This window comes from Dietzia sp. JS16-p6b (assembly GCF_003052165.1).
GTDB lineage: Bacteria > Actinomycetota > Actinomycetes > Mycobacteriales > Mycobacteriaceae > Dietzia.
Genome location: NZ_CP024869.1, coordinates 3,281,402 through 3,305,367 on the forward strand (window position 1 = coordinate 3,281,402; position 23,966 = coordinate 3,305,367).

Genomic DNA, 23,966 nt, shown 5'->3' on the forward strand with positions numbered 1-23,966 from the left:
CGGCGGCGAGGTGGCGAACAATCGGGGGAGGCACCCGAGGAGGAGACCCATGACCAGGAATCTGCTGTCGTCGCTCCCCAGGTCGGCGGCGCGGCTTCCGCGGATGGCGCCGGACGTGGGCCGGCTCCCGGCCGGGAGGATCGTCACCCTCACCGACGACGTCACCACCAGGCTCTACGACACGGGTGAGGATCACCTGACCCCGGTGGTACTGCTGCACGGGATGGCGGCCACCGGAATGCTCAACTGGTACCAGACCTTTCAACGCCTGAAGGGGGAGTACCGGCTCATCACCTACGATCAGCGGCGCCACGGCATGGGCGACGGTGGCCGGTTCGACTTCGACTCCCTGAGCGAGGACGTACTCCGGGTGGCCGACCACCTGGAGCTGGACCGGCCGGTCATCGGCGGGTACTCGATGGGCGGGATCGTCGCCCAACTCACGGCCCGGCGGGACCCGTCCCGGCTCGGGGGTCTGGTGCTGGCCGCGACCGGGACGGGCGCCCAGCGCAACGCCCTGGAGAGGATCACGCTCGGCTCGTTGACGCGCGGGGCGCCCGCCCTCAACGCCGTACCCGTCGAGGTGGCCAGACAGATCGACGACGAGGTGCCCGGCGCCTACACCTGGGCGATACGCGAACTGGCCTCCGTGCCCCTCGCCACCCACCGGACTGTGATCGCGGAAGTGGCCCGGTTCAACTCCACGTCGTGGCTCCACGAACTTGACCTCCCGGTCGCGATCATCAAGACCATGCGCGACATCGCCTTCCCCCGGTGGATCCAGGACGAGATGGCCGATCTCCTGCCGCACAGCGCGGTGTTCCCGATCAGCGCCGGTCACGCGGCCTGCGCGACGCACCCCGGGAGGTTCGCGCGTCGGATGCGCACGGCGCTCGGCTGGGTGGTGTCCAACAGGCACTGAGTGCGGTCCGGGAGCGGCGCCGACGCCACGGTCCGGGCGCCTGTCCGGTCGGCGGGACTAGAGCGCCGAGTACCGCACCGCGGTGATGACGAAGACCACTATCGCGATCCCGCCGAGGACGACGCCGGCCAACCCCCGCCGAGGGTCGGGTTCCTCGTTGGTGAGCCACCCCGTGGGCCATCGCGCGAGCAGCCCGAACGCCACCGCCATCAACGCGGCGAGGAACGCGATGATGTTGAGCAGGGGAACCCAGGACAGCGCGAGGGAACCCGCCCCCAGCACCAGTGCCCGGGTACCCAGGTCCATGCTCCCGGACGGTCTCCTCCTCGGCATCCTCGTCGAGTCCTTCCTCTGCCGGCCGGGCTCGGAACGGGGGCGCGTCGGCATGGGACGAGTCTAACCGCGCGCGTCCGCACCCCCGTCTCAGCTCAGGAACTGGCCGTCGACGAAGCCGGCCAGCAGTACCGCGAACCCGCCCATCTCACCCACGATGAGTGCCACCATGCCGACGTGCGTCGCAGGCGAGGCACCGTCGAACTGGTTGGTCGTGTCCTTCAGGGCACCGTGCACGATGTAGCTGGCGATCGCCACGACGAAGAAGAACACCAGGACCCCGGCCGCGGCGAGGTTGACCCAGGTCGGCCAACTACTCAGCTCCACGAACACGGCGATGAGCAGCGTCGCGAAGGAGTACAGCAGGGCCGCCCGGTGCGCGATGTCGACGTACGGGTGCGCGAGGTGGTCGGCGCTCGTCGCCATCTGCCGGTATTTCCACACCCCCAGCCCCAGGGCCAGCAGGAAGATCAGCCCGGCGGCGAGCAGCGTGAGCCGCGTGTCCGGGCCGAGTTCGACCGTCGCCGCCGACAGGAGGTGGGAATCGAGGGGGTCCATGGGTCCTTCCGAGGGCGCCGGACGGCACCGCCGTCCTTCATGACAGCTCCGACCCTAGGGCAGAGCGCGCTGCCGCGCGGTGACCTCCGGGGGTGCGGTGTCGTCCCTCCCGGAGAGCCACGAGAATGCTCGGTATGCGACGACTCCGAGAACTCGCGGGCCGGCCCGACGTCACGACCGATCTCCTGCAGATCGTCAAGAGTGTGATCGCCGCCACCGCCGCGTGGTGGCTGTCGGCGCACGTGCTGAACTCACCCCTGCCGTTCCTGGCGCCCTGGACCGCGCTGCTCACCGTGCACGCCACGGTCCACCGGTCATTGTCCCGCGGAGTACAGACGACTGTGGCGTCCGCGATCGGTGTCGGGATGTCCTTCCTCATCGGCTATTACCTGGGCGTCAGTGTGTGGACCTTCGCGCTGGCGATGTTCGTGGGGCTGGCCGGAGCCCGGATCACCTGGATCAGGGACGAGGGGGTGGCGATCGCCACCACGGCGGTGTTCGTGCTCTCCAGCGGATTCTCCGATCAGCAGCCCCTCCTGCTCGACCGCATCCTCGAGGTCGCCGTCGGGGTGGGGATCGGGGTACTGGTCAATCTGCTGATCATCCCCCCGGTGCGCGACCAGCAGGCGTCCAGCCACGTGGACAGCATCGACCGCCGGCTCGGCGACATCCTCATCGACATGGCCGATGAGTTCTCCACCTCATGGGAGACCGACAACGCCGACGCGTGGCGTCGCGAGATCGAGTCGGTGTCCGAGGAGGTCGAGACGGCGTGGGGGACGGTGAACTTCGCCCGGGAGAGCCGACGCTCGAACCCCCGTCTGATCCGGCGACGCCTCGGTGGCGCACGGCAGGTCGGCGAGAGCGTCGACTACGCGGAGGTGCTGAGCCGCGTCGACGAGGCCGTCTCGCACATGAGGCACCTGATCCGGACCCTCCACGAGGCCACCTACACCGAGGGGCCATGGGACGAGCGTTTCCGCAGCGAGTGGGCCTCGATCGCGCGGGACGCCGGCCGGGCGATCGCCGATCCCGACGCCGAGATGGACTCCATCCACGACAGGCTGATCGGGTTGACGCACTCCATGGCGGAGGACGGCCGACTGCCCCGGGACTCCTGGCCGGTCTACGGTTCGCTGCTCACCAGCATGCTCCACATCGCGCTGCTCATCGACGACGTCGCCTCGGAGCGGACCGTGCGGTAACCCGCCTAGTGATCGTCCCGGTCGGCCTGGCGCCGCAGATCATCCAGTCTGGCGACCCTCCTGGCGCCGGCGAGTTGCCGATACGAGGATTCGACCAACTCGGCGACCTCGTCCCAGTCCACAGTGCCGGGATGCCCCGCCCCCGCCCCGGGCCGGTCCAGTGGCAACGCCCGCCATCCCCGGACCCCCACGTAGGCGGGCACCACGAAGCGCTCGTCCAGGTCGAGGGCCGGCAGGTCGTCGGGATCGGGGAGGAACAGCAGGGCGCGATCGAGTCGAGACCCCGAATGCTCGCCCTTCACGGCGCCGCCGTAGGTGGCGAAGACCCTGGTCGTGTACCAGTTCGGTCGACCGTGCGAGATCTTCTCCGCAGCATCCGGAAGGGCCAGGCAGATGCGACGAACCCGGGCGAGCAGTGGATCGGAGTCGTCGAACATGACGGGGTGGCCCACGGCTACAACCTCACGTCGTTGTAGGCCCTCTCGTCCTCGATCGGTTCGAGGTGGGTGGTGATGTGGGAATGCGGAAGCGCGGCGTGGATCTCCTGCTCGACCGTCTCGACGAGGTCGTGGCCCTGATCCACACTCCAGTCACCGGGGACGAGCGCGTGGAACTCGACGAACCTCCACCTGCCGGATTCGCGTGTCCGCAGCTCGTGGAAGTCGACCCGGCCGGGCTGCCGATGCCTGTCCAGCACCTCCTGGATCGCCCGGTTGTCCTCGTCGGGCAGTGTCGCGTCCATCAGCCCCATGCCGGATTCGTGGACCAGCTTGTACCCGATGAACAGGATGTTGAGCCCCACCGCGAGCGCGACGATCGGATCGAGGAACTCCCACCCGGTGATCCACACCAGTGCCACGCCGATCACCACACCGACCGAGGTCACGACGTCTGTCATCAGGTGTTTTCCGTCAGCCTTCAGGGTGGGTGACCGATGCCGTGTCCCCGCCCGGATCAACAGGGCGCCGACGACGCCGTTGACCACCGCGGCCACGACCGAGATCGCGAGACCCAACCCGAGTGACTCGATCGGCACCGGGTTGATCAGGCGCTCGACGCCCGTGTAGAGGATGAACGTCGAGGCGACGAAAATCATCGCGCCCTCGACCCCGGCGGAGAAGTACTCGGCCTTGGAGTGGCCGTACTGATGGTCGTCGTCGGCCGGGCGCTCCGCGACCGTGATGGCGATCAACGCCACCACCGAGGCCACCAGGTTGACCACCGACTCGGCCGCGTCCGAGAGCAGGCCGACCGACCCGGTCACCCACCAGGCCGCCATCTTCAGCGCGATGGTGACGATCGACGTGGCCACCGACAACCACGCGAACTTCTTCAGAGTCGACACGTCGACTCAGCGTAGTCCGACCGCGAGACGACGTCCCCCCTGCCGACCGGCGGATGTCGGTAGGGTCGTAGGCATGCATGGAGGACTTGTCTGGCTCGCAGTAGCGGTGTTGCTCGCCGCCGGTGAGGCGGCGGGGGGCGAACTCTTCCTCATCATGCTCGCCGGGGGCGCACTCGGCGGGGCGGCGGCCGCCGCACTCGGCGCCCCGATATGGGGACAGGCCCTGGCCTTCGCCCTCGTCTCGATCATCCTCGTCGCGGGTGTGCGACCCCTCGTCCGCCGCCGCATGCTGGCCGCGCTCCCCGAGCACGACACCAACACCGCTGCCCTGACCGGACGCGACGGCACCGTGATCGAGTCGATCGGGCCGTCCGGCGGTCTGGTCGAGATCGCCGGTGACACGTGGACGGCACGCCCGCTCATCGAGGGCGAGACGTTCGACGCCGGGGACAAGGTCCTCGTACATGAGATCGACGGGGCCACCGCGATAGTCGTGCGTGGACTCTAGAGCACGCGGGTCAGACACACAGCCGACAGCACGACACAATTGGAGGAAACCATGGAAGGCTTGATCTTCCTCGCCGTCATCGTCATCCTGATCGCCTCGGTGGTGGTGAGTTCCGTGAAGCTCATACCGCAGGCGGAGGCCGCGGTCATCGAGCGGCTCGGGCGATATCAACGGACCGCGAGCGGCCAGCTGACGCTGATCATCCCGTTCATCGACCGCGTGCGCGCCAAGGTGGACCTCCGCGAGCGCGTCGTGACCTTCCCGCCCCAGTCGATGATCACCGAGGACAACCTCACGCTGAGCATCGACACGGTCGTCTACTTCCAGGTCACCGACCCGAAGTCGGCGGTCTACGAGATCAACAACTACATCATCGCCGTGGAGCAGCTCGCCACCACCACCCTGCGCAACGTCGTGGGTGGCCTCACCCTCGAGCAGACCCTGACCAGCCGCGACATGATCAACAAGCAACTACGCGGGGTGCTGGACTCGGAGACCGGACGATGGGGCCTGCGGGTGGCCCGGGTCGAGCTGCGGTCGATCGATCCGCCGCCCTCCATCCAGGACTCGATGGAGAAGCAGATGCGTGCGGACCGCGAGAAGCGCGCGACCATCCTCACCGCCGAAGGTCAGCGCGAAGCCGCGATCACCACCGCGCAGGGCGCCAAGCAGGCCGCCATCCTCGACGCCGAGGGCAACAAGCAGGCCGCGATCCTGTCCGCCGAGGCCGACCGCCAGTCGCGCATGCTGCGGGCCCAGGGTGAGCGGGCCGCCCGGTACCTCGTGGCCGAGGGTCAGGCCGCGGCCATCGCCCGCGTCAACGCGGCGGTCAAGGCCTCGAAGCCCACCCCGGAGATGCTCGCCTACCAGTACGTGCAGAATCTGCCGGAGATGGCCAAGGGCGATGCCGCGACGATGTGGATGATCCCGTCGCAGTTCGGCGATTCGCTCGAGAACTTCGCCAAGGCCGTGGCCAAGAAGGACGACGACGGGGTCTTCCGCTACGAGCCCGCGGACGTCGACACGGATGCGGATCTGCCGTCCGCGCCCGACGAGTGGTTCGACACGTCCACCGACCCGGAGATCGCCCGCTCCGTGGCCGCCGCGGAGGCCGCCGCCAAGGGGACGACCTCGGTCATGGACGAGGAGCCGCGCAAGGCCAAGCCCAAGCCGGGCGTGTTCGACATGGTGCCGGAGTCCGAGGGCGGGGCCGCCCCCGACGACACGCCCGCCCTCTCCGGGCCGCAGGGGGCGCAGCCGGGTCAACCCACCGGTATCGACCCCGCCGCGGGGCTCGACACCGACCTGCACCAAGGCGGATACCCGCTCGACGAGAGCGGCCGAGACCGTCCCTGAACGGATCCGGCCGGGTTCCGGGCGCCGCCACGACCACTGGAAGTAACATGCCTGTGTGGCACGTAACAGTGGACGCGGTGGCGCCCAGCCACCCGATGAGGAGGACATCCGTCTGATCGAGGCGGCGGCCTCGGTCATCGCCGAGCGCGGCATCAAGGGCGCGAGCACCGACGACATCGCCCGAGCGGCCGGGGTGACGAGGGTGACCCTGTATCGCCGGCTCGGTCCCCGCGAACAGATCCTCCGTGCCCTGTACGCCCACGAGGCACAGCGCCTGATGATGTCGGTCATCGCGCGGTTCACCCCGTTCGAGTCCCTCGAGTGGGACCCCGTCAGACACGTCGAGGACCTTCTCGTCGGCACCGTCTTCGACATCCGGAGAAGCGAGATCCTGCAGCGCATCGTCGAGGTGGACAAGCTCGAGGCCATGGCGATGCTCGCCGGACAGTCCGACTCGGTCCTCGGTGCCATCACCGAGATCGTCGCCGATTTCATCCGGAGCACCTGGAACGCCGATGTGCACACCCGCCCGATGGACGCGGACGAGTTCGACACCCTGTCCCGCGAGGTCGGGAGCGTCGTGGGCCGCTTCCTCCACTCCATCGCCGTGATGCCGGACGGACCGCCGGTCCTCGAGACCGAGGAGGAGATCCGGGAGCTGGCGCGGCGGGCCCTGGTCCCGATGATCCTGCAGCGCTGAGCGGTCTCGGAACGCCGGGTCGCCTCGGAGGGTCGGTCCGCCTCAGAGTGAGGTGGGCACCTTCTCCCCGCCCAGTTCATGGGCCAGCGCGGCCCCGAGGGCGGGATAGCGGAACGGATGTGCGAGATCGCGCAGCACCACCGGGTCGACCTTCTGGTCCGCCAGCGCGAGCTCGTCCGAGCCACGACTGCCCAGCAGCAGACCGGGCGCGAACCCGGGGACCGGGACCACGGTGGGACGGCGGAGCACCGACCCCAGGACACGGGTGAACTGCGAATTGGTGACCGGCTGCGGCGCCACTGCGTTGAGGGTCCCGACCAGTGTGGGGTCGACGACGGCACGGAGGTAGATGTCGGTGAGGTCGTCGAGCGCGATCCAGGACATCCACTGCCGCCCAGAACCCAATCGGCCACCGAGGCCCGTCCGGGTGATGGCGGCCAGGGGAGGCAACAGACCACCCGCTCCGGACAGGACGAGGCCGGTGCGCATGGTCACCACGCGGGCGCGGGATCGGCGGGCGGGCTCGCAGGCCGCCTCCCATTCGGCCACGATCTCGGCCAGGGGCCCGGAACCCGGGCCGGTCTCCTCGGTGAGGGTCCGATCACCGCAGTCGGCGCCGTAGTAGCCGATGGCGGAGGAGCACACCATCGCCGTGGCACCGTCCCGCGCGGCGACGAGCTCGGCGAGTCTGCGGGTGGGCCCGATCCGGCTGTCGCGGACCGCGGCCAGGTGGCGGTCGGTGAACCGGCCCGCGATGGAGGCGCCGGCCAGGTGGACCAGCACGTCCACGCCGTCGAGGAGCGTCGGATCCGGGTCACCGGTGTCCCACCGGCGTTCGTCGGCGCCGCTCGCCGCGCCCCGGACGAGTCGGATCACGTGGTGGCCGGCGACGCCGAGAAGGGCGCACAGCGCGGTGCCGACCAGGCCCGAGGCACCGGTGACCGCCACGGTCAGGGTGCGCCGTCCTCCCGGGTCGGCGAAGTGCCGGACCCGGTCGAGGTCGAGGGCCATCTGGCGGTAGCGGTAGGCGAAGACCGGGGAGAGGAGGGGACCCGGCACGCGGGCGCGGACGCGGTCACCCAGCACGGCGGTACCCTCCGGGCCGGCGGTGACGGTGTGCTCGTGGACCCACCCCGTCAGCCCCGCGTAGGGCTGGGAGACGCAGCGGTCCACGAACCGCTCGCCCTCGACGTACCCGCCGGGGTCGTGCCGGGCGACCCAGCGCGGTCCGAATCGGATCCCCAGGGGCCCGGGGAGCGCGGACCTCGGCTCGAGCACGGCCTCACCGTCCCGCAGGGAATCGGCCTGGCGCACCGGGCGCAGCGACATGAACGGTGGCGAGAGCCGGAGGAAGGCGCCCGGCGAGGCCAGGTAGTCCCACGCCTCGTCCGCGCCGGCCCGGATGGTGCAACGGAGATCGATACTCATGAGGCCGGCTCTCAGGGCAGCAGGCACAGCGGGGTGACGTCGCCCCGCCCGCCGGCCATGGGAACGGTCAGAAACGCACACGACCACCATCCACGCGCGTCGACGACGTCACGGACGGTGGACCACTGCGCCTCGTCGAGCGCGGGTCCGCGGCTCAGCACGAACCCGGAGGACCGGCTCGGGTCGCCGACGATCGCCAGCGAGTAGTCGTCCGCCAGGTAGGTGATCCGGTAGTTGACCGGGCCGTTCTCGTCCTGGAACGGCACCTGCGGGAAATTCACCCGTAGGGAGGCGTTGGTGGCGGTGTCACGGATCGTCGCCTCGCCCTCGATCACCGAATCCGAGCTGAGGGCCGATCCGCAGGAGTTGCGCACCGAGATCGTGTCGGGGGAGATTCGTGCGTACTCGGCGGTCGTGTCGTTGGTGCACTGCAGCGTGTACGGCTGCGGGATCGCGGCGACCTGGTACCAGGTTCCCACGAACCTGTCGGGGTCGACGTATCCGACCTGCTGCAGCTCGGGACCTCCGATCGACCCCACCGCGATACCGTCGGGGACCCTGAGCTGCGAGGACCCCCCGCCGAGGCGGCCTCCGTCGGTCAGGTCCTGGGCCCCGGCCGCGGGGACGCCCACCACCCCGGCGGCCATCAGCGGGACCACGGCCAGTGCGGTGGCGATCAGACGGGACCGGGGACTGCGCGACGGGGTCATGGGTGGGTCTCCTTCGTGTCGGCTGTGCTGGCTGGGGCGGGGTCGTCCGGAGCCGCGCCGGGGGACGCGGAGGCGTGCGGGTCGCCCGGCCACCAGACCCGCTCCCCGACGAGGGTGAACAGTGCCGGCACCACCAGGGTCCTCACGAGGAAGGTGTCCAGCAGGACGCCGAGGGCCACGATCACACCCACCTGGGTGAGAACGATGAGCGGCAGCACGCCCAAGACCACGAAGACCGAGGCCAGGACGATTCCGGCGGAGGTGATCACGCCACCGGTGAGGGCCACGGCCCGGACCATGGCCTCGCGGGTGGAGTGCGTGGCTGCCTCCTCCCGGGCCCGGATGACGAGGAAGACCGAGTAGTCCACCCCGAGGGCCACCAGGAACAGGAAGCTGTACAGCGGGACCGACACGTCCAGCCCCGGGAAGCCGAGGATCTGGGTGGTGACGAAGGTCCCGAGACCGAGGGCCGCGAGCGACGAGAGCACCGTCGCACCCAACAGGAGCAACGGGGCGATCAGCGCCCGCAACGCCAGCACCAGGACGGCGAACACCACCAGGAGGATGAGCGGCGCGATCAGTGCGAGGTCGCGCAGGTTGCCGTCGGAGGTGTCGACGGCCTCGGCCACCGGACCGCCGACGATCGCCTCGGATCCCGTCACCTCGTCGACCGCGGAGCGCAACGCCACGACGCTGTCCTCGGACCGGTCGGTCGCGGGGGCCGCGTCCAGGGTCACGGTGATGCGGCTCCACCCGGTATCCGATTCCCCGGCCGGCACTGCGGACACGACCCCCTCGACCCCCTGCACGGTCTCGAGGACGTCCGTCTCGGTGCCGGTCCGCGTGAGCACGGTGACAGGATCGGTGACGCCGGCCGGGAAGTGCTCGGCGGCCGTCTCGAGGCCGGCCACCGCCTCGGAGGGCGTGCGGAACTGCTCGGTCTGGCTGAGGCCGATCCGGGTTCCCAGCAGCCCGAACGCGAGGATGACCAGGATCAACACACACGAGATGAGGACCCGGACCGGGCGGGTGACCACTCCGGAGGCGATGCGGCCCCAGACGCCGGACGGCACGTCCTCGCGGAAGCCCTCGGGGGTCGTCGGGACGGTCAGACGCCGGCGCGCGCCCGAGTCCGCGTTCGCGCGCCCGGTGTGGCGCCCCGGCCGGGGGACGAAGGGCCAGAACAGGCCGCGCCCGCACACGGCCAGCGCGGCCGGGAGCGCCACGAGGGCGTACGCCAGGGCGACGAGCAGACCGACGGCCGCCGAGATGCCGAGCGACCGATAGTTCGGCAGGGTGGCGAGCAACAGCGTGAGCAGGGCCAGGACCACGGTGATGTTGCTGGCGACGATCGCGGGCACCGCCCCGCGGTACGCGTCGCCCAGCGCCTGGCGACGGTTCTCGGTCTTCCGCAGCTCCTCGCGGTATCTGGAGACCAACAGCAACGCGTAGTTGGTCCCTGCCCCGAACACCAGGACGGAGACGATGCCGGAGGTGGACCCGTCGACGGTCACACCGAGGGCGTCGCCGACGGTCGAGACCAACAGGGAGGCGACCCGGTCGGCGACCGCGATCACGACGAGGGGGACGAGCCACAGGACCGGTGAGCGGTAGGTGATGATGAGGAGCACCGCGACGACCGTCGCGGTCGCGGCCAGCAACCGGAAGTCCGCGCCCTCGAAGGCGGCGGCCGTGTCGGCCGCGAAGGCGGGCCCGCCGGTGAGCTGGGCCTCCAGGCCGGGATCCAGGCCATCGGCGACGGCGGCGCGCATGTCGCGGACCAGCTCACTGCCCTGCTCGTTGGAGATCGACTCGACATCGACCGGCACCAGGACCAGAGCGGCGGCCCCGTCCTCGGACGGGATCGGTCCCTGGGGCGCGGCGCCGACGACCTCCGCCATCCGCTCGCCCGCTCCCACCGCGGCCGCGATCCCCTCCGGGCCGAGCACGTCGCCGTCCTGCCTGGTGACCACCAGCACGGCCGGCACTGATCCGGCGTCGGGGAACTCCTGCTGGATCTGGGACACGAGGGCGGCCTCGGAGGTGTCCGGCAGCGTCTGGGGAGCCTCCGACGCCCCCTCGGACGAGGCCAGGGCGAACACGGCGCCGGAGACGAGCAGGACGGCCGCGAGGATCATCCACGCCGTGAGCTTCCCCGTCAGCACCCGCACCCAGCCTCCGGAGGTCGCGTGCGTCTCGCCCGCCGTACTCCGAGTCCTCATCGTCTCCCTCGCCCTCACGCGTTGTATTCGGAGAGGAACGCCTCGAGGATGGCGTTGACCTCGTCCGGCCGTTCCATGGTCGGCGAATGCCCCGCACCGGGGATCTCGTGGAACCTCGTGTCGGCGATGAGATCGGCTATCCGGCGCGACTTCTCGGGCGGCGTGGCGGCGTCCTCCGCGCCCACCACGACCAGCGTCGGGGCGATGATCCGGATGGCCTCGTCCTCGCACGGGTCGCGGTCCGCCACCGAGTTGATGGCCCGGACGAGGCCGGCGCGGTCAGTTCGCTCGAGGATCGCCATCCACTCGTCGACCCAGGGGGCCGAGAGGTTGCGGTCGGCGAGCATGATCGGGGCCACCCGTGACCGCAAGGGCCTGATGCCGGCGAGGCGGTACACCTTGGACAGTGTCTTGTACTTGCTGCGGTTGGCCGGCTCCTCCGCCGTGGCCGCGGAGTCGAGGAGCGTGAGCGAGTGCACGATCTCTGGGTTGCGGGCAGCGAGCCGCATCCCCACGAAGCCGCCCATGGACAGGCCGACGAAGTTGACCACGGGGATCTGCAGGTGTCGGAGGAGCTCGGAGACGTCCACGGTCAGCGTGTCCATGTCGTATCCGCCGAGCGCGCGGGGCGAGTCGCCCTGCCCACGGAAGTCGACGGCCACGCACCGGTACCTGTCCCGCAGGTGGGCGATCTGGTGCTGGAACATCCACCCCGAGAAGAGCAGACCATGGGCGAAGAACACCACGGGTGCGTCCTCCCGTCCGGCGGGGACGCCGGTGTCGGTGTAGGCGATGGTCGTGTGACCGCGCTGGAAAGTGGGCATCGTGGCTCTCCTGATAGTCGGACGGCCACCGTGTCCGGCCGCCACAGACGTACGTTACGGCGGCCGGCGCCACCTTTTCGTCACCTCGCGTTGATCGGCCGGCGGGTCACCCGTGGGCGGTCGGATGCCCGGTCACCTCAGGGTGATCAGACCCCGAGGGTCCTCCCCTCCCGCAGCCCGCTCCAGGTGCTGGTGCTCGTTGACGGCGATGCAGGTCATCCCGCCGCGACCCACGACGACCCGGGCCACTCCGGTGTTGACGGTCACCCGTTGGAGTCGGGTCCACAACCCCACCACGCCCTCCGGGTCGGCCAACAGGCCCGCGACCGCCAGCGAGATCGTCCCGGCCGAGCTCACCACCACCGTCGTGCGGCCCGATCCGGATCGGGCCGCCGCGTCCGCGATCGCCGACTCCGCGGCCGCCCGGTAGGTGTCGAAGGCCTCGAGCCCAGCCCAGTGCCCGAGCGCGGCGTCGAGCTGACGTTGGAACGCCTGCTTGGCCTCGTCCGAGGCACCGGCCGAATCGAGGGTCCCGTGACCGGCACTGACCCCGGCCACCCGGGCCGCGGTGAGCACCTCGTCGGCGTCGTACTCGGCCCAGCGCTCGTCGCACTCGACCGGGCAGTCCCACCCGGCCCCCTCCCGCAGGCCCTCTCGCAGGCCTTTGACCAGGCCCTGCGCGGTCTCGCGCTGACGCCTCATCCCGCCGTGGATCACCACGTCGGGCCGCAGCCTGCGGGCCGCCATGTCCCAGCCGGTGAGCTCGGCCTGGAGGTGGCCGGTCTCGGAGAGCCGGTCGTAGTCGCCGCTCCCGAACGAGGCCTGACCGTGGCGGACCAGGTGGATGGCCCCCATCAGCGATCGACCCCCGTCACGTGCGCTTCCCCGTCCGCGGTAGGCCACCGAGGAGCCCGACGATCTTCTGGCGCGCGTCGTGCACCCCGCCCGCGAGCAGCGGCACCACGACTCTGGGTACGGCGAGCACCTCCGGGATCACGTCGCGCGGGCCGAGCCGGGTGGGCGTCAGCCGCCCCTCGCCGGTGCGGATGATGCGCAGGCAGCGCTGCTCGAGGAACCCCACCGCGGGCCGGAACGCGCGGAACGCCGGGTTCGTCGTCTGGCCGTGGAAGAAGCGGTGGTTGATCTGCTGGGCGATCACCGCGAGGCGGAACAGTCCGAAGACCTCGTAGAACCGCCAGTCGTCCCTGCTGATCTCCAGGCCCGACCGCTCGGCGTAGCGCTCGACGACCTCCCACCGGGTGAGCATCCCGGGCGCGTGCGTGGGCTGGCGCCGGAACGCCTTGAACACCGGGCCGTCCCCGTCCTCGACCCAGTAGGCCAGAGCGCCACCCAGGTCCATGAGCGGGTCACCGACGGTGGCCATCTCCCAGTCCAGGACGCCGATGACGGAGGTGATGTCGCCGGGGTCCAGGACCAGGTTGTCGAAGCGGAAGTCGTTGTGGACCAGGCAGTGGCCCACGTCGTCCGGCTGGTTGGCGTCCAGCCACGTCATCACCGGCGCGAAGTCGGGCACGTCGGGGGTCCGCGCGCGGCGGTAGCGGGCCGACCACCCCTCGACCTGCCTGCGCACGTAGCCCTCGCCACGGTCGAGGTCGTCCAGGCCGGCGGCCCGGACGTCGACGGCGTGCAGGTCCACCAGGGCGTCGACCGCCCGTTCGGACAGACGCCGGATGGTGGCCCTGTCCGCGCGGAGTTCCCGGGGGAGGTCCTTGCGCAGGATCGTGCCCTCGAGTCGCTCCATCACGTAGAAGTCGGACCCGATCACCGACTGGTCGTCGCAGAACCCCACCATCCTGGGCACCAGCGGGTACACCGGGCGGAGCGCCGACTGGACGCGGTACTCGCGCTTCATGTCGTGGGCACCGCGGGCCTTGGTGCCGGGCGGAGGGCGGCGCAGCACCAGGTCCCCGCCGGGATACCGCAACACGTAGGTGAGGTTCGACGCGCCTCCGGAGAACTGGCTGACCTCGGGCACGACCGGCTCGTCGTCGTCACCCAGATCCATCCCCGCCAGCACCGTGGGGTCCTCCGGGGTGACGGCACGCAGCCAGGCCGCCACCGCCTCCACGTCGAACGCGTCCTCCCTGCGCACCGCGCCCGCGCCCGGGATCCGGCGGCTCAGGGGTGAGGCCCCGTGCGGTCGGCTCATCGGCCCGACTCTGCATCGGTAGTGGCTCCGGCGGCGTCGCGGTACGGCGCGAGCATCGACCGGGCGACCACGCCCAGGTGGACCTCGTCGGGACCGTCGGCCAGTCTGAGCGAGCGCGCGGTGGCGTAGGCGCCGGCGAGTGGGAAGTCGTCGCTCATCCCGCCACCGCCGTGCAGCTGCAACGACATGTCGATCACCTTCTGGGCCATCTTCGGCACGGCGGCCTTGATGGCGCTGACCTCCACGGCCGCCTGCCCCTCGGTGTCGAGCTTCCAGGCCGCGTGCTGCACCAGCAGGCGGGCCTGGTCGATGGCGATCCGGGCCTCGGCGAGCCGCTCCCGGTTCCCGCCCAGGTTGACGACGGGTTTGCCGAAGGCCACCCGGCCCGAGGCGCGACGGCAGGCCAGGTCGAGCGCCATCTCCGACAGCCCGATGAGCCTCATGCAGTGGTGGACGCGGCCGGGGCCGAGCCGACCCTGCGCGATCTCGGCGGCCCGCCCGGGTCCGGCGATGATGTTCTCCACCGGCAGACGCACGCCCTCGAGGGACACCTCACCGTGGCCGAGCGGTTCGTCGTAGACACCCTGTGCGGTGAGCATGCGCTCGACGCGCACCCCGGGGGCGTCCATGGGCACCAGCACCATCGAGTGCCGGAGGTACCGGTGGGCGTCCGGGTCCGACACACCCATGAAGATGCCCACCTTGCAGTCCGGGTGGCCGACCCCGGTGGACCACCACTTGCGGCCGTCCAGCACCACCTCGTCGCCCTCGACCCGCGCGGTGGCCGCCATGTTGGAGGCGTCGGAGGAGGCCACCTCCGGCTCCGTCATGAGGAAGGCGCTGCGGATCCTCCCGTCCAGGAGCGGGTCCAGCCATCGGTCCTTCTGCTCCTGCGACCCATACTTGAGCAAGACCTCCATGTTGCCGGTGTCCGGGGCGTTGCAGTTGAACACCAGGGGCGCGACGAACGAGCGCCCCATCTCCTCCGCGACGGGCGCGTAGTCGGTGTTGGTCAGGCCGGTTCCGCCGTGGGTCCCGTACCGCTTCGCGTAGGGACCCTCGTGTCCGGCGGGCAGGAAGAGGTTCCACAGTCCCTGCTCGCGCGCCCTGGCCTGCAGATCGGTGATCCGCGGATCGACCGCCCAGGGGTCCTCGCCGGCCAGACGGCGGCGGGCGATGTCGGCGTGGATCCCCGGCTCGAGCGGAGCGATGTGCGTGTCGATGAACTCGCGGACCGCCGCGGTGAGCTCGGCCGCGCGGGGTGAGGGTGAGAAGTCCATGCTGTGCATCGTGGCACACCCGGGTGAACGGGGCCGTCCCACGGCGGCGGCTCGGCGGATACCTCTGGCAGGATCGCGGAGGTGAGCGAGAACGCGCGAACCCCCCTCGCGGACCGGGTCGACCCGATCCGCGACTGGTCGGCGCGACGCACCTACCGGGCGGGTGACTTCCGCGCCGAGGACCTCGTCGCGGCCAAGGCCGGCCGCCGGGTGTCCGTCGTGCTCCCGGCCCGGAACGAGGAGTCCACGGTCGGCGTGATCGTCGCCGCGCTTCAGGCCGAGCTGGTGGAGCGGGTGCCACTCATCGACGAGGTGGTGGTGATCGACTCCCACAGCGCGGATCGCACAGCGCACGTGGCCCGTGCCGCCGGCGCGAGAGTGGTGGCGCAGGGAGATGTGCTGCCCGCACTGGGAGACGTCCCGGGAAAAGGCGAGGCGCTGTGGAAATCCCTCGCAGCCACCGACGGGGAGTTCGTCGTGTTCCTCGATTCCGACCTGCGCGACTTCGACCCGGCGTTCGCGATCGGACTGCTGGGCCCGCTGCTCACCGACCCCGGGGTGGTGTTCAGCAAGGGCGCCTACGAGCGTCCTCTCGACGACGGCCGCACCGTCCTGCCGGCGGGCGGGGGACGGGTGACCGAGCTCGTCGCCCGACCTCTGTTGGCCACCCACTGGCCCGCACTCGCCGGGTTCGTGCAGCCGCTGGCCGGCGAGTACGCCGGGACCCGTCACGCCCTCGAATCCATCCCGTTCGCCGGCGCATACGGAGTGGACATCGGGATCCTGGTGGACCTGTTCGAGGCGTTCGGCCTCGATGCGCTCGCCCAGGTGGACCTCGGTCGACGCACCCACCGACACTCCCCCGATTCGGCGCTGGCGGTGATGGCGATGCACCAACACCTCGCGGTACTCAGCCGCCTGCGGCGCCACGGTCGGGCACCGGACACCCACGCCCCCGGTGACACGCTCACCCTGCACAGGCGCGATCCCGTCGGAGGCGGGTTCCACGCCGAGACCGTCGACGTCTCCCCCGGTGAACGGCCCCCGATGAGCGAGGTCCGCGAAGAATTGACCCGGTGAGCGCTCCCCGCGCCCTCCAGCCCCGACCCGACCCGACCGGGGAGTGTGCGGTAGCCGGTCGTGCCGCTAGCGACGCCGCGCCGAACCGCTGAGGATCGGCGTCAGCGGGAGTACCGGCGGGAACGTCCGGGTCCTGAGCCCGGTGACGTCGAACCCGGCCTCGGTCAGCGCCCGACCGGTGTCCCGGTTCGGTCGACACCCCCCGCCGAGCCGACTCCACACCGGCGCGATCCGGTCGGCCACGCGTCCCAGTCGGCCCTCTGCCCTGACGTGTTCGAACAGACGTAGTTCTCCCCCGGGGGCGAGTACCCGATCCGCCTCGGCGAGGGCGGCCGGGACGTCGGGGACCGTGCACAGGACGAGACCGAAGACCACCGCATCGGCCTCTCCGTCCGCGAGCGGGAGCGCCTCCGCCACCGACTCCACCACCTCGACCGGCACAGACGCACGCGCCGCGTAGCGCCGCGCGTGGGCACGGAGATGCGGGTCCGGCTCGATCGCCACCACCCTCGTGACCTGCGGGGGATAGTGCTCGAAGGTGACCCCGCTGCCTGCCCCCACCTCCACCACCGTTCCCGACAGACCGGAGACCAGGCGCCGCCGGGATCTGGCGAGCCCGACGCGCTCGAGAACGGGGCTGGCGATCACCCATGCGCGGGCGAAGAGCGAGACATCGGTCCGATCGTGGGAGGCCTTCATGAGAAGATACGGTACCGGGTATCCAACGACCCGGAACGGCAATTCGCCGTCGACGATGAGGGGGCTCGGACCATGGAGAACACGAGCATACTGCCGGGGTGGCGGGCGGTCCTGGCCGTGGTCGCGCACCCCGACGACGAATCCTTCGGCCTCGGCGCGGTGCTCTCGACCTTCGCCGGGGCAGGCTCGCTCGTGGACGTCCTCTGCCTGACCAGGGGCGAGGCGTCGACCCTCCACGGTGTCGAAGGAGACCTGTCACTGATTCGCGAGAGCGAACTGCGGGCTGCTGCCGATGCGCTCGGGGTCCGACGGGTCACCCTGCTGGGCCACCCCGACGGCGGTGTGGCGGCTCTCCAGCCGACCGTCCTCGACGGCGACGTCGAGCGCGCACTGGAGCAGACCCGGCCCGACGGTCTCGTCGTCTTCGACTCCACCGGCATCAGCGGACACCCGGACCACGTGGCGGCAACCGCGGCCGCCGTCCGGGCGGGCGATCGGCACGCACTTCCCGTACTGGCGTGGGCCCTCCCTGACGAGATCTGCGCCAGCCTCGCCTCCGAGGGGTACGCCGGATTCCTCGGTCGGCGCAGCGGGGAGATCGACCTGGCGCTGACCGTCGACCGCACGGCGCAACAGGCCGCGGTGGACTGTCACCCGAGTCAGGCCGTGCCGGGCAGTGTCCTGTGGAGGAGACTGGAGTTGCAGGGCAACACGGAACACCTGCGGTGGCTCCGACGCCCGTGAGCCGTGCCACCCCTCCGCGGCGGGATCACCCGGGTACGCCCCCGACCCAGTAGAAGTAGAACCGAGCAGACGCAGCACCGAAAGGACCGCCGCACGTGGACGCCTCCGAATGGAACGCCCGATACCTCGCCCAGCCCGACGTGTGGGGCACCACCCCCGCGGCACGCATCGTCGCGGAGGTGACCGGTGCCGAGGACGCCGGCCTGCCCGTGGACACCGCGGTGGACCTGGCGTGCGGCGACGGACGGCACGCGCGGTGGCTGGCCGCGCACGGATGGCGGGTCTCAGCCGTCGACTTCTCCGAGGTCGCGATCGATCAGGCCCGAGCCAAGGACTCCGATGACGGCCGTACCGGCAGCGTCGACTGGGTGGTCGGTGACGCCACCACCTGGGAGCCGGAGGAGTCGGTGGACCTCGTCGTCATCGGGTTCCTCCACCTGGACATGGACAGCCTGGTCCGGGTCCTGCGCAACGCCGGCGGGTGGCTGCGACCCGGTGGCCACCTCGTCTATCTCGGGCACGCCGCGGAGAACCTGCGTCGCGGCGTCGGCGGTCCGCAGGACCCGACCGTGCTCCCCGGGATCGCCGATCTGGCACTGGGATCCCAGGGACTCGAGGTGGTCTCGCTGCGTCACGACCTGCGGCCGGCCGGGAAGGCGACCGCGATCGACGTGCTCCTGCACGCACGATCCTGGGTCGACAGATGACCCGGGTCGACAGATGAACCGGACACGCCGGGATCCGGGTTCGGCCACCGGCCCGGGTGACGACCGAGTGCAGCGGCGGGTCGTGACGATCCTGGTCCTGGCGCAGCTGCTCTCCGGCGCGGGACTGGCCGCCGGGGTGACCGTCGGAGCGCTCCTCGCCGAGGACCTGCTCGGCGGGCCCGGCCTGTCCGGCCTGCCATCGGCGCTGTTCACCGGCGGGTCGGCCCTCGCGGCGATCGCCGTGGGCAGACTGTCCCAGGCGCGGGGCAGGCGCCCCGGGCTGGCGACGGGCTTCGCGTTCGGCGCCATCGGAGCGATCGGCATCGTGGTCGCGACGGCCATCGACTCCCTCCCGCTGCTGTTCCTGTCGTTCGTCGTCTACGGCTCGGGCACCGCCACCAACCTCCAGGCGCGCTACGCCGGCGCGGACCTGGCCACCCCCGAGCACCGCGGACGGGCACTGTCATACGTGCTCCTGGGCACCACCGCGGGGGCCGTCGCGGGGCCCAACCTCGTGGGGCCGACGGGAGCGGTCGCCGAGTCGCTGGGCCTGCTCCCCTTGTCCGGACCGTTCCTCCTCGCCGCCGCGGCCTACGGTGGAGCGGCACTGGTCATCTCACTGCTGCTGCGTCCCGATCCGCTGCTCGAGGCGCGGCGGCGGGCGACGGTGGGGCCGGACTCGGCGACAGCCTCGTCGTCGTTCCCGTCACCGGCCCCCGCGGTCGTCTCCTCCCCCGAGCCGGCCGCACCCTCCCGCATCTGGACCGGGGACGTGCTCACCGGGGTGGCGGTGATGGCCCTGACGCAGTTCGTCATGGTCGGGCTCATGACCATGACACCGGTCCACATGCGCGCGCATGACCACGCGGTGACCGTGGTGGGGCTGGTGATCTCCCTTCACGTGGCGGCGATGTTCCTGCCCGCCCCGCTGTCCGGTTACCTGGTGGACAGGTTCGGCACGCGCCTCGTGGCCGTCTCGGCAGGCCTGGTGCTGCTGACCTCTGGCGTCCTCGCCGCGGTCTCCCCGCCGCAGTCGACCGTGCTGGTCACCACGGCCTTGATCCTCCTCGGGCTCGGATGGAGCCTCGGACTGGTCGCCGGGACCACGGTCCTCACCACGTCCGTGCCGCTCTCGGTCCGCGCCACCGTCCAGGGGCAGGCCGACGTGGCGGTGGCGCTGTCCGGTGCGGCGGGCGGCCTGCTCTCGGGCCTGGTGTTCGCGTGGATCGACTTCCGCGGCCTCGGCTTCGCACTCGCGGCGCTGTCGTTGATCGTCGTGGCCTCGGTGCGGCCGAGGCGTGCGTCACGCGGGGCACCTGAGACGGGAACCGCGCGGCCCTCATCGAAGGTCCGCTGACCGCGTCAGGCGACGGCCACCTGATCCGACCGATGCCCCTCAGAGGACTCCCGCACCCGGGCGGCCAGGTCGACGCGCCACCACACCACGAACCCCCAGACGACGAACGCCCCGTACACCAGGTACAAGGCCGCTGACGGGTAGTACCCGGCCTTGAGGAGCAATGGGACACCCACGATGTCGACGCCGATCCACAGCAGCCAGAACTCCGTCCAGCCCCGGGCCATGCCGTAGGTGGCCAGGATCGACCCGGTGAAGATCCACGCGTCCGCCCACGGGCCCCACGATCCGAGCTCGGAGAAGACCCACCCGAAGACCAGGGTGCCGGAGATCATCCCGACGACGAGTCCCGCCCGTTGCCGGCCCGTGGCCCAGTGCGGATGGACCGCGACCGCCTCGACTCCCGCCTGCCCCGGCAGAGCCGCGCTGGCCCGCCGGTCCCGCGACCAGCGCCACCAGCCGTAGATCCCCACGGCGAGGAACATGACCTGGCGGCCGGCCTGACCGTAGAGATCGACGTCCTGCGGGGTGTGGAAGACACCTCCGAGGAAGACCGTGAGAAGCGTGAGATTGCCGACGATCCCCACCGGCCAGGCCCATACCACTCGGCGCATCCCGCCGATCGCGGCGGCCAACCCGAAGACGTTGCCGATGATCTCGCGCCACAGGATCGGTACTCCGCCGATCAACACCTGCGCGTCGAGGAATGAGACGAGAAGGCTCATCGTGTGCCCCTTTCACGGGCTCGGCACTCCACGGCCCAGGGCGTATGCCGCATCGCCCACGGTTCCACGGCCGAGCCGCGGTCCCTCGGGGGACACGCTGTTCTCTTCCATCCGGACTATGACCGTCGGCCCCGGGATCACACCGGGTCTGCTGACCCCCGCGAACGCGGTCCGGCCGGGCATGTCGCCTGGCCGCACCGCGTGTGCGGGGCGCTCGCGGGCTCGCCGCCGACCATGGGGCCGGTGACATCACCGCCGGTGGGGAATCTCACCCCGCCCTGAGAACGTGTTCCCGTTGTACTCCTCCCCGCTGCGACGCTGCAACTCCGGCCGGCGTCGAGAAGGGCGTTCGGCGCGTCCTCACCCGGCCGATGGGGGCGGGACTCTCTTGCCGACGTGAGGTGGGCGCGGTCACCGGTGCCACCCCGGGCGGGGGCGTGGCTCAGCCGATCGTCAGTTGGCCGTTCGCCTCGGTCACCGGGACCACGTCGAGGGGTCGCGGTGCCGGAGCGAGGGTGTTGCGGCCGTCGGTGGCGTCGTACTCCGCGCCGTGGAGTGGGCAGCGCAGGTGCAGGTCGCGGACCACCTGAACGGTCCCACCCTGGTGGGTGCAGCGGGCGGAGTACGCGACGAACTCCCCCTCGGTGGGCTGCGCGACGATCACCGTGGAGTCCCCCGACTTGACCTGCTTGGCGGTCCCGACGGGCACGTCCGACGCGGGCATGGTGCTGGCCTGCACCTCGGTCGTCTGCTGCACGGTCGAGGCAGGCTCCGCGGGTTGCGTCATCCCGCAGGCCGAGGCGATCCCCGGCAGCAGGATAATCCCGGGGAGAGCGGCCAGGACGGTACGGCGCTGCGTGCACGGTCCGACGGTGACGGATGCTGCGGCGGGGTGCTCGGTCATGTGGCCCATCGTATCGGGCGGCCACGACCGACCTAGGCTGCGTTCCATGACCGTCCGACGCCTCCTGCCCCACGCCACCACGATCTTCTCCGAGGTCACCCAGCTCGCTGTGCGGTTCGGGGCCGTCAACCTGGGACAGGGCTTCCCGGACACCGACGGCCCCCCGTCGATGATCGAGGCCGCGGTGCGCGCCATGCGGGAGGGACACAACCAGTACCCACCCGGGACGGGGGTACCCGAGCTCCGGCACGCGATCGTCACGCACGAGACCGGGCACACGGGGCTGGTCCACGATCCGGACACCGAGGTACTGGTGACGGTCGGCGCGACCGAGGCGATCGCCGGTGCGGTGCTCGGCCTGGTGGAACCCCACGACGAGGTGGTGGTGATCGAACCGTCCTACGACTCCTACGCCGCCACCGTCGCGATGGCCGGGGCCACCCGGCGCCCCGCGCGGATGGTCCGCTCGGACGACCGTTTCCGCCTCGACGTGGACTCCCTGCGGGCGGCGTTCTCCCCGCGGACCCGGGCGGTGCTGGTCAACTCTCCGCACAACCCCACCGGTGCGGTGCTGCCCCGGGAGGATCTCGAGCAGATCGCGGCCCTGTGCCGCGAGTTCGACGCGATCGCGATCTCGGACGAGGTCTACGAACACCTGACGTACGACGACACCGAGCACGTCTCCATCGCCACCCTGCCGGGCATGGCCGAGCGCACCCTGCGGATCTCGAGCGCCGGCAAGATGCTTAACTGCACGGGCTGGAAGATCGGGTGGGTGACCGGCCCGGCCGGGTTGGTCGCGGGTGTCCGGGCCGCCAAACAGTACATGAGCTACACCGCCGGTACCCCGTTGCAACTCGCCGTCGCGCACGCCCTGAGCCACGAGGACGAGTGGATCCGGGCGCTGCGGGCGCAGATGCAGGACAGGCGGGACCAGCTCGTGGGGATACTCACCGGGATCGGAGTGGATCTCGCCGTCACCCAGGGGACCTATTTCCTCACCGCGGACCCCCGGCCGCTCGGCGTCACCGACGCCGCGTCGTGGTGCCTGGAACTGCCCGAGAAGGTCGGCGTGGCGGCGGTTCCGTTCGCGCCGTTCACCGATACCTACTCCGCCGAGTGGTCGCATCTGGTGCGGTTCGCGTTCTGCAAACGACCCGAGGTGCTGTCGGAGGCCGGGCGCAGGCTGCGGGCGCTCGCGCCCTGGGACCGCGGGACTCTCAGCGCCCGGTGGTGAGGACGATCTTGCCCACCGCGCCGCGGCCGTCCATGAGTTCCAGAGCCTCGGACGCCTTGTCCAGCGGGAGCTCGACGCCCACGAGCGGGTCGAGCTTCCCCGCGGCCAACAGAGGCTCCACCTCGGCCCACTGTTTCTGCAGGTATCCGGGGTTGCTCATCCAGTACTCGCCCCATCCCACCCCCACGGCGCTCTTGTTGCCGAGCAGCAGGCGGTTGACCTTGACCGTGGGGATCTCGCCACCGGTGAAGCCGATCACGAGGATCCGCCCCTCCTGCCCGAGGGACCGGATGGAATCGGTGAACCGGTCGCCTCCCACGGGGTCCACCACGATGTCCACGCCCTTGCCGCCGGTGAGCTCCTTCACGGCGTCCTTGAAACCCTCGGGGGCGATGGCGTCGGACGCTCCGGCCCTGAGCGCCAGCTCCCGCTTCTCCTCGGAGGAAGCGACCGCGATCACGCGGGCACCGGATGCCACGGCGAACTGGGTGGCCGCGATGCCGATACCGCCACCCGCGCCGTGCACGAGAACCGTCTCCCCGGGCTCGAGTCGGCCGCGGTGCGCCAGGGCGAAGTGCACGGTGAGGACGTTCATCGGAATGGACGCGCCCTGGGCGAAGGTCATCGAATCGGGGAGCCGGAACACCTGGGCGGGGTCGGTGGAGACCACCTCGGCGAACCCTCCGAGGCCGGGGAAGGCGCACACGCGGTCGCCGGCGGCGAATCCCGACCCCTCGGGGGCGGAACGGACCACACCCGCCACCTCCGATCCGGGCACGAACGGCAGCGGCGGCGAGATCTGGTATTTCCCGCGGGTCTGGAGGACCTCGGGGAAGGTCACCCCCGAGGCGTGGACGTCGATGAGGACCGCTCCCGGCTCCGGCTCGGGGAGATCCACGACCTCCAGGGCGGCGGGTCCGTCATGGGATGAGATGTGAATGGCACGCATGGC

General features: G+C 71.0%; 25 protein-coding genes and 1 riboswitch. Of the genes, 10 read left to right on the forward strand and 15 right to left on the reverse strand.

Annotation, left to right across the window (positions count from 1 at the left end; genetic code table 11):
• Positions 1-49 precede the first annotated feature (49 nt).
• Positions 50-922, forward strand: coding sequence for an alpha/beta fold hydrolase (locus CT688_RS15125; protein ID WP_231750383.1), 873 nt, complete (start codon positions 50-52; stop codon positions 920-922).
• Positions 923-979: 57 nt separating this feature from the next.
• Here the strand turns inward: CT688_RS15125 and CT688_RS15130 are convergent, their stop codons facing one another.
• Complete coding sequence (locus tag CT688_RS15130) at positions 980-1,309, reverse strand: hypothetical protein (RefSeq protein WP_231750384.1); 330 nt, start codon at positions 1,307-1,309, stop codon at positions 980-982.
• Positions 1,310-1,345: 36 nt separating this feature from the next.
• The gene (locus CT688_RS15135) at positions 1,346-1,813 is read right to left on the reverse strand and encodes a hypothetical protein (RefSeq protein ID WP_107757555.1); all 468 of its coding nucleotides are present in this window, start codon (positions 1,811-1,813) and stop codon (positions 1,346-1,348) included.
• Positions 1,814-1,947: 134 nt separating this feature from the next.
• Here CT688_RS15135 and CT688_RS15140 point away from each other — a divergent pair, with 134 nt between their 5' ends.
• Positions 1,948-3,018, forward strand: a complete 1,071-nt coding sequence (locus CT688_RS15140) for an aromatic acid exporter family protein (protein WP_107757556.1) — start codon at positions 1,948-1,950, stop codon at positions 3,016-3,018.
• A gap of 5 nt (positions 3,019-3,023) precedes the next feature.
• Here the strand turns inward: CT688_RS15140 and CT688_RS15145 are convergent, their stop codons facing one another.
• The gene (locus tag CT688_RS15145) at positions 3,024-3,470 is read right to left on the reverse strand and encodes an MmcQ/YjbR family DNA-binding protein (protein ID WP_107757557.1); all 447 of its coding nucleotides are present in this window, start codon (positions 3,468-3,470) and stop codon (positions 3,024-3,026) included.
• Positions 3,471-3,472: 2 nt separating this feature from the next.
• Positions 3,473-4,363, reverse strand: a complete 891-nt coding sequence (locus CT688_RS15150; protein WP_107757558.1) for a cation diffusion facilitator family transporter — start codon at positions 4,361-4,363, stop codon at positions 3,473-3,475.
• A gap of 73 nt (positions 4,364-4,436) precedes the next feature.
• Here CT688_RS15150 and CT688_RS15155 point away from each other — a divergent pair, with 73 nt between their 5' ends.
• The 3 genes from CT688_RS15155 to CT688_RS15165 are packed head-to-tail and all read left to right on the forward strand — an operon-like array spanning position 4,437 to position 6,927.
• Positions 4,437-4,871, forward strand: coding sequence for an NfeD family protein (locus CT688_RS15155; RefSeq protein ID WP_107757559.1), 435 nt, complete (start codon positions 4,437-4,439; stop codon positions 4,869-4,871).
• Positions 4,872-4,922: 51 nt separating this feature from the next.
• Positions 4,923-6,227 carry an SPFH domain-containing protein gene (locus tag CT688_RS15160; RefSeq protein WP_107757560.1) on the forward strand — a complete coding sequence of 435 codons (1,305 nt, stop codon included), beginning with the start codon at positions 4,923-4,925 and terminating at the stop codon, positions 6,225-6,227.
• A 55-nt stretch (positions 6,228-6,282) separates the two neighbouring features.
• Positions 6,283-6,927 carry a TetR/AcrR family transcriptional regulator gene (locus tag CT688_RS15165; RefSeq protein ID WP_107757561.1) on the forward strand — a complete coding sequence of 215 codons (645 nt, stop codon included), beginning with the start codon at positions 6,283-6,285 and terminating at the stop codon, positions 6,925-6,927.
• A gap of 42 nt (positions 6,928-6,969) precedes the next feature.
• Here the strand turns inward: CT688_RS15165 and CT688_RS15170 are convergent, their stop codons facing one another.
• The 7 genes from CT688_RS15170 to CT688_RS15200 form a co-directional block, all read right to left on the reverse strand.
• Positions 6,970-8,355, reverse strand: coding sequence for a TIGR01777 family oxidoreductase (locus CT688_RS15170; protein ID WP_107757562.1), 1,386 nt, complete (start codon positions 8,353-8,355; stop codon positions 6,970-6,972).
• 11 nt (positions 8,356-8,366) lie between these two features.
• Complete coding sequence (locus tag CT688_RS15175; protein ID WP_107757563.1) at positions 8,367-9,065, reverse strand: lipocalin family protein; 699 nt, start codon at positions 9,063-9,065, stop codon at positions 8,367-8,369.
• Positions 9,062-11,287 (reverse strand): MMPL family transporter, encoded by a 2,226-nt coding sequence (locus CT688_RS15180; protein ID WP_231750385.1) that lies wholly within the window; start codon positions 11,285-11,287, stop codon positions 9,062-9,064. The genes CT688_RS15175 and CT688_RS15180 overlap by 4 nt, the downstream gene beginning before the upstream one ends.
• A gap of 14 nt (positions 11,288-11,301) precedes the next feature.
• Positions 11,302-12,111, reverse strand: coding sequence for an alpha/beta fold hydrolase (locus CT688_RS15185; protein WP_107757565.1), 810 nt, complete (start codon positions 12,109-12,111; stop codon positions 11,302-11,304).
• 132 nt (positions 12,112-12,243) lie between these two features.
• Entirely contained in the window at positions 12,244-12,966 is a 723-nt protein-coding gene (locus CT688_RS15190) for a histidine phosphatase family protein (protein WP_107757566.1), read from the reverse strand.
• A 16-nt stretch (positions 12,967-12,982) separates the two neighbouring features.
• Positions 12,983-14,281 (reverse strand): phosphotransferase family protein, encoded by a 1,299-nt coding sequence (locus tag CT688_RS15195; protein WP_107757567.1) that lies wholly within the window; start codon positions 14,279-14,281, stop codon positions 12,983-12,985.
• On the reverse strand, positions 14,278-15,561 hold the full coding sequence (locus tag CT688_RS15200; protein WP_107757568.1) for an acyl-CoA dehydrogenase family protein: 1,284 nt from the start codon (positions 15,559-15,561) through the stop codon (positions 14,278-14,280). Before CT688_RS15200 ends, CT688_RS15195 begins: the two co-directional genes overlap by 4 nt.
• A gap of 81 nt (positions 15,562-15,642) precedes the next feature.
• Between CT688_RS15200 and CT688_RS15205 the strand changes: the two genes are divergently transcribed.
• Positions 15,643-16,641, forward strand: coding sequence for a glucosyl-3-phosphoglycerate synthase (locus CT688_RS15205; protein ID WP_107757569.1), 999 nt, complete (start codon positions 15,643-15,645; stop codon positions 16,639-16,641).
• Between the two features lie 66 nt (positions 16,642-16,707).
• Here CT688_RS15205 and CT688_RS15210 read toward each other — a convergent pair whose 3' ends face one another.
• Positions 16,708-17,340, reverse strand: a complete 633-nt coding sequence (locus tag CT688_RS15210) for a class I SAM-dependent methyltransferase (RefSeq protein WP_107757570.1) — start codon at positions 17,338-17,340, stop codon at positions 16,708-16,710.
• A 72-nt stretch (positions 17,341-17,412) separates the two neighbouring features.
• Here CT688_RS15210 and CT688_RS15215 point away from each other — a divergent pair, with 72 nt between their 5' ends.
• The 3 genes from CT688_RS15215 (at position 17,413) to CT688_RS15225 (ending at position 20,148) form a co-directional block, all read left to right on the forward strand.
• Entirely contained in the window at positions 17,413-18,084 is a 672-nt protein-coding gene (locus CT688_RS15215) for a PIG-L family deacetylase (protein WP_107757571.1), read from the forward strand.
• Positions 18,085-18,179: 95 nt separating this feature from the next.
• A complete protein-coding gene (locus CT688_RS15220) occupies positions 18,180-18,791 on the forward strand; it encodes a trans-aconitate 2-methyltransferase (RefSeq protein ID WP_107757572.1) in 612 nt (203 codons plus the stop codon).
• Positions 18,792-18,804: 13 nt separating this feature from the next.
• The gene (locus CT688_RS15225; RefSeq protein ID WP_107757573.1) at positions 18,805-20,148 is read left to right on the forward strand and encodes an MFS transporter; all 1,344 of its coding nucleotides are present in this window, start codon (positions 18,805-18,807) and stop codon (positions 20,146-20,148) included.
• 5 nt (positions 20,149-20,153) lie between these two features.
• Here the strand turns inward: CT688_RS15225 and CT688_RS15230 are convergent, their stop codons facing one another.
• Complete coding sequence (locus CT688_RS15230; protein ID WP_107757574.1) at positions 20,154-20,873, reverse strand: nicotinamide mononucleotide transporter family protein; 720 nt, start codon at positions 20,871-20,873, stop codon at positions 20,154-20,156.
• Positions 20,874-20,968: 95 nt separating this feature from the next.
• Positions 20,969-21,163: riboswitch (FMN riboswitch) on the reverse strand.
• Positions 21,164-21,315: 152 nt separating this feature from the next.
• Positions 21,316-21,777, reverse strand: coding sequence for a Rieske (2Fe-2S) protein (locus tag CT688_RS15235; protein WP_107758252.1), 462 nt, complete (start codon positions 21,775-21,777; stop codon positions 21,316-21,318).
• A gap of 46 nt (positions 21,778-21,823) precedes the next feature.
• On the opposite strand from CT688_RS15235, the gene CT688_RS15240 reads away from it, so the two are divergent.
• Positions 21,824-23,014 (forward strand): pyridoxal phosphate-dependent aminotransferase, encoded by a 1,191-nt coding sequence (locus CT688_RS15240; RefSeq protein ID WP_107757575.1) that lies wholly within the window; start codon positions 21,824-21,826, stop codon positions 23,012-23,014.
• Here CT688_RS15240 and CT688_RS15245 read toward each other — a convergent pair.
• Positions 22,998-23,963, reverse strand: a complete 966-nt coding sequence (locus tag CT688_RS15245; RefSeq protein WP_107757576.1) for an NADPH:quinone oxidoreductase family protein — start codon at positions 23,961-23,963, stop codon at positions 22,998-23,000. The genes CT688_RS15240 and CT688_RS15245 overlap by 17 nt on opposite strands.
• Positions 23,964-23,966 lie beyond the last annotated feature (3 nt).

What these genes read in the sequence shown, in the direction of transcription:
- CT688_RS15155 (WP_107757559.1), top strand. Translation starts at nt 4,437, where the DNA reads ATGCATGGAGGACTTGTCTGGCTCGCAGTAGCGGTGTTGCTCGCCGCC.
- CT688_RS15240 (WP_107757575.1), top strand. Translation starts at nt 21,824, where the DNA reads ATGACCGTCCGACGCCTCCTGCCCCACGCCACCACGATCTTCTCCGAG.
- CT688_RS15140 (WP_107757556.1), top strand. Translation starts at nt 1,948, where the DNA reads ATGCGACGACTCCGAGAACTCGCGGGCCGGCCCGACGTCACGACCGAT.
- CT688_RS15180 (WP_231750385.1), bottom strand. Translation starts at nt 11,287, where the DNA reads ATGAGGACTCGGAGTACGGCGGGCGAGACGCACGCGACCTCCGGAGGC.
- CT688_RS15170 (WP_107757562.1), bottom strand. Translation starts at nt 8,355, where the DNA reads ATGAGTATCGATCTCCGTTGCACCATCCGGGCCGGCGCGGACGAGGCG.
- CT688_RS15230 (WP_107757574.1), bottom strand. Translation starts at nt 20,873, where the DNA reads ATGAGCCTTCTCGTCTCATTCCTCGACGCGCAGGTGTTGATCGGCGGA.
- CT688_RS15125 (WP_231750383.1), top strand. Translation starts at nt 50, where the DNA reads ATGACCAGGAATCTGCTGTCGTCGCTCCCCAGGTCGGCGGCGCGGCTT.
- CT688_RS15200 (WP_107757568.1), bottom strand. Translation starts at nt 15,561, where the DNA reads ATGGACTTCTCACCCTCACCCCGCGCGGCCGAGCTCACCGCGGCGGTC.
- CT688_RS15215 (WP_107757571.1), top strand. Translation starts at nt 17,413, where the DNA reads ATGGAGAACACGAGCATACTGCCGGGGTGGCGGGCGGTCCTGGCCGTG.
- CT688_RS15190 (WP_107757566.1), bottom strand. Translation starts at nt 12,966, where the DNA reads ATGGGGGCCATCCACCTGGTCCGCCACGGTCAGGCCTCGTTCGGGAGC.
- CT688_RS15130 (WP_231750384.1), bottom strand. Translation starts at nt 1,309, where the DNA reads ATGCCGACGCGCCCCCGTTCCGAGCCCGGCCGGCAGAGGAAGGACTCG.
- CT688_RS15135 (WP_107757555.1), bottom strand. Translation starts at nt 1,813, where the DNA reads ATGGACCCCCTCGATTCCCACCTCCTGTCGGCGGCGACGGTCGAACTC.
- CT688_RS15160 (WP_107757560.1), top strand. Translation starts at nt 4,923, where the DNA reads ATGGAAGGCTTGATCTTCCTCGCCGTCATCGTCATCCTGATCGCCTCG.
- CT688_RS15245 (WP_107757576.1), bottom strand. Translation starts at nt 23,963, where the DNA reads ATGCGTGCCATTCACATCTCATCCCATGACGGACCCGCCGCCCTGGAG.
- CT688_RS15175 (WP_107757563.1), bottom strand. Translation starts at nt 9,065, where the DNA reads ATGACCCCGTCGCGCAGTCCCCGGTCCCGTCTGATCGCCACCGCACTG.
- CT688_RS15185 (WP_107757565.1), bottom strand. Translation starts at nt 12,111, where the DNA reads ATGCCCACTTTCCAGCGCGGTCACACGACCATCGCCTACACCGACACC.
- CT688_RS15210 (WP_107757570.1), bottom strand. Translation starts at nt 17,340, where the DNA reads ATGAAGGCCTCCCACGATCGGACCGATGTCTCGCTCTTCGCCCGCGCA.
- CT688_RS15225 (WP_107757573.1), top strand. Translation starts at nt 18,805, where the DNA reads ATGAACCGGACACGCCGGGATCCGGGTTCGGCCACCGGCCCGGGTGAC.
- CT688_RS15235 (WP_107758252.1), bottom strand. Translation starts at nt 21,777, where the DNA reads ATGACCGAGCACCCCGCCGCAGCATCCGTCACCGTCGGACCGTGCACG.
- CT688_RS15195 (WP_107757567.1), bottom strand. Translation starts at nt 14,281, where the DNA reads ATGAGCCGACCGCACGGGGCCTCACCCCTGAGCCGCCGGATCCCGGGC.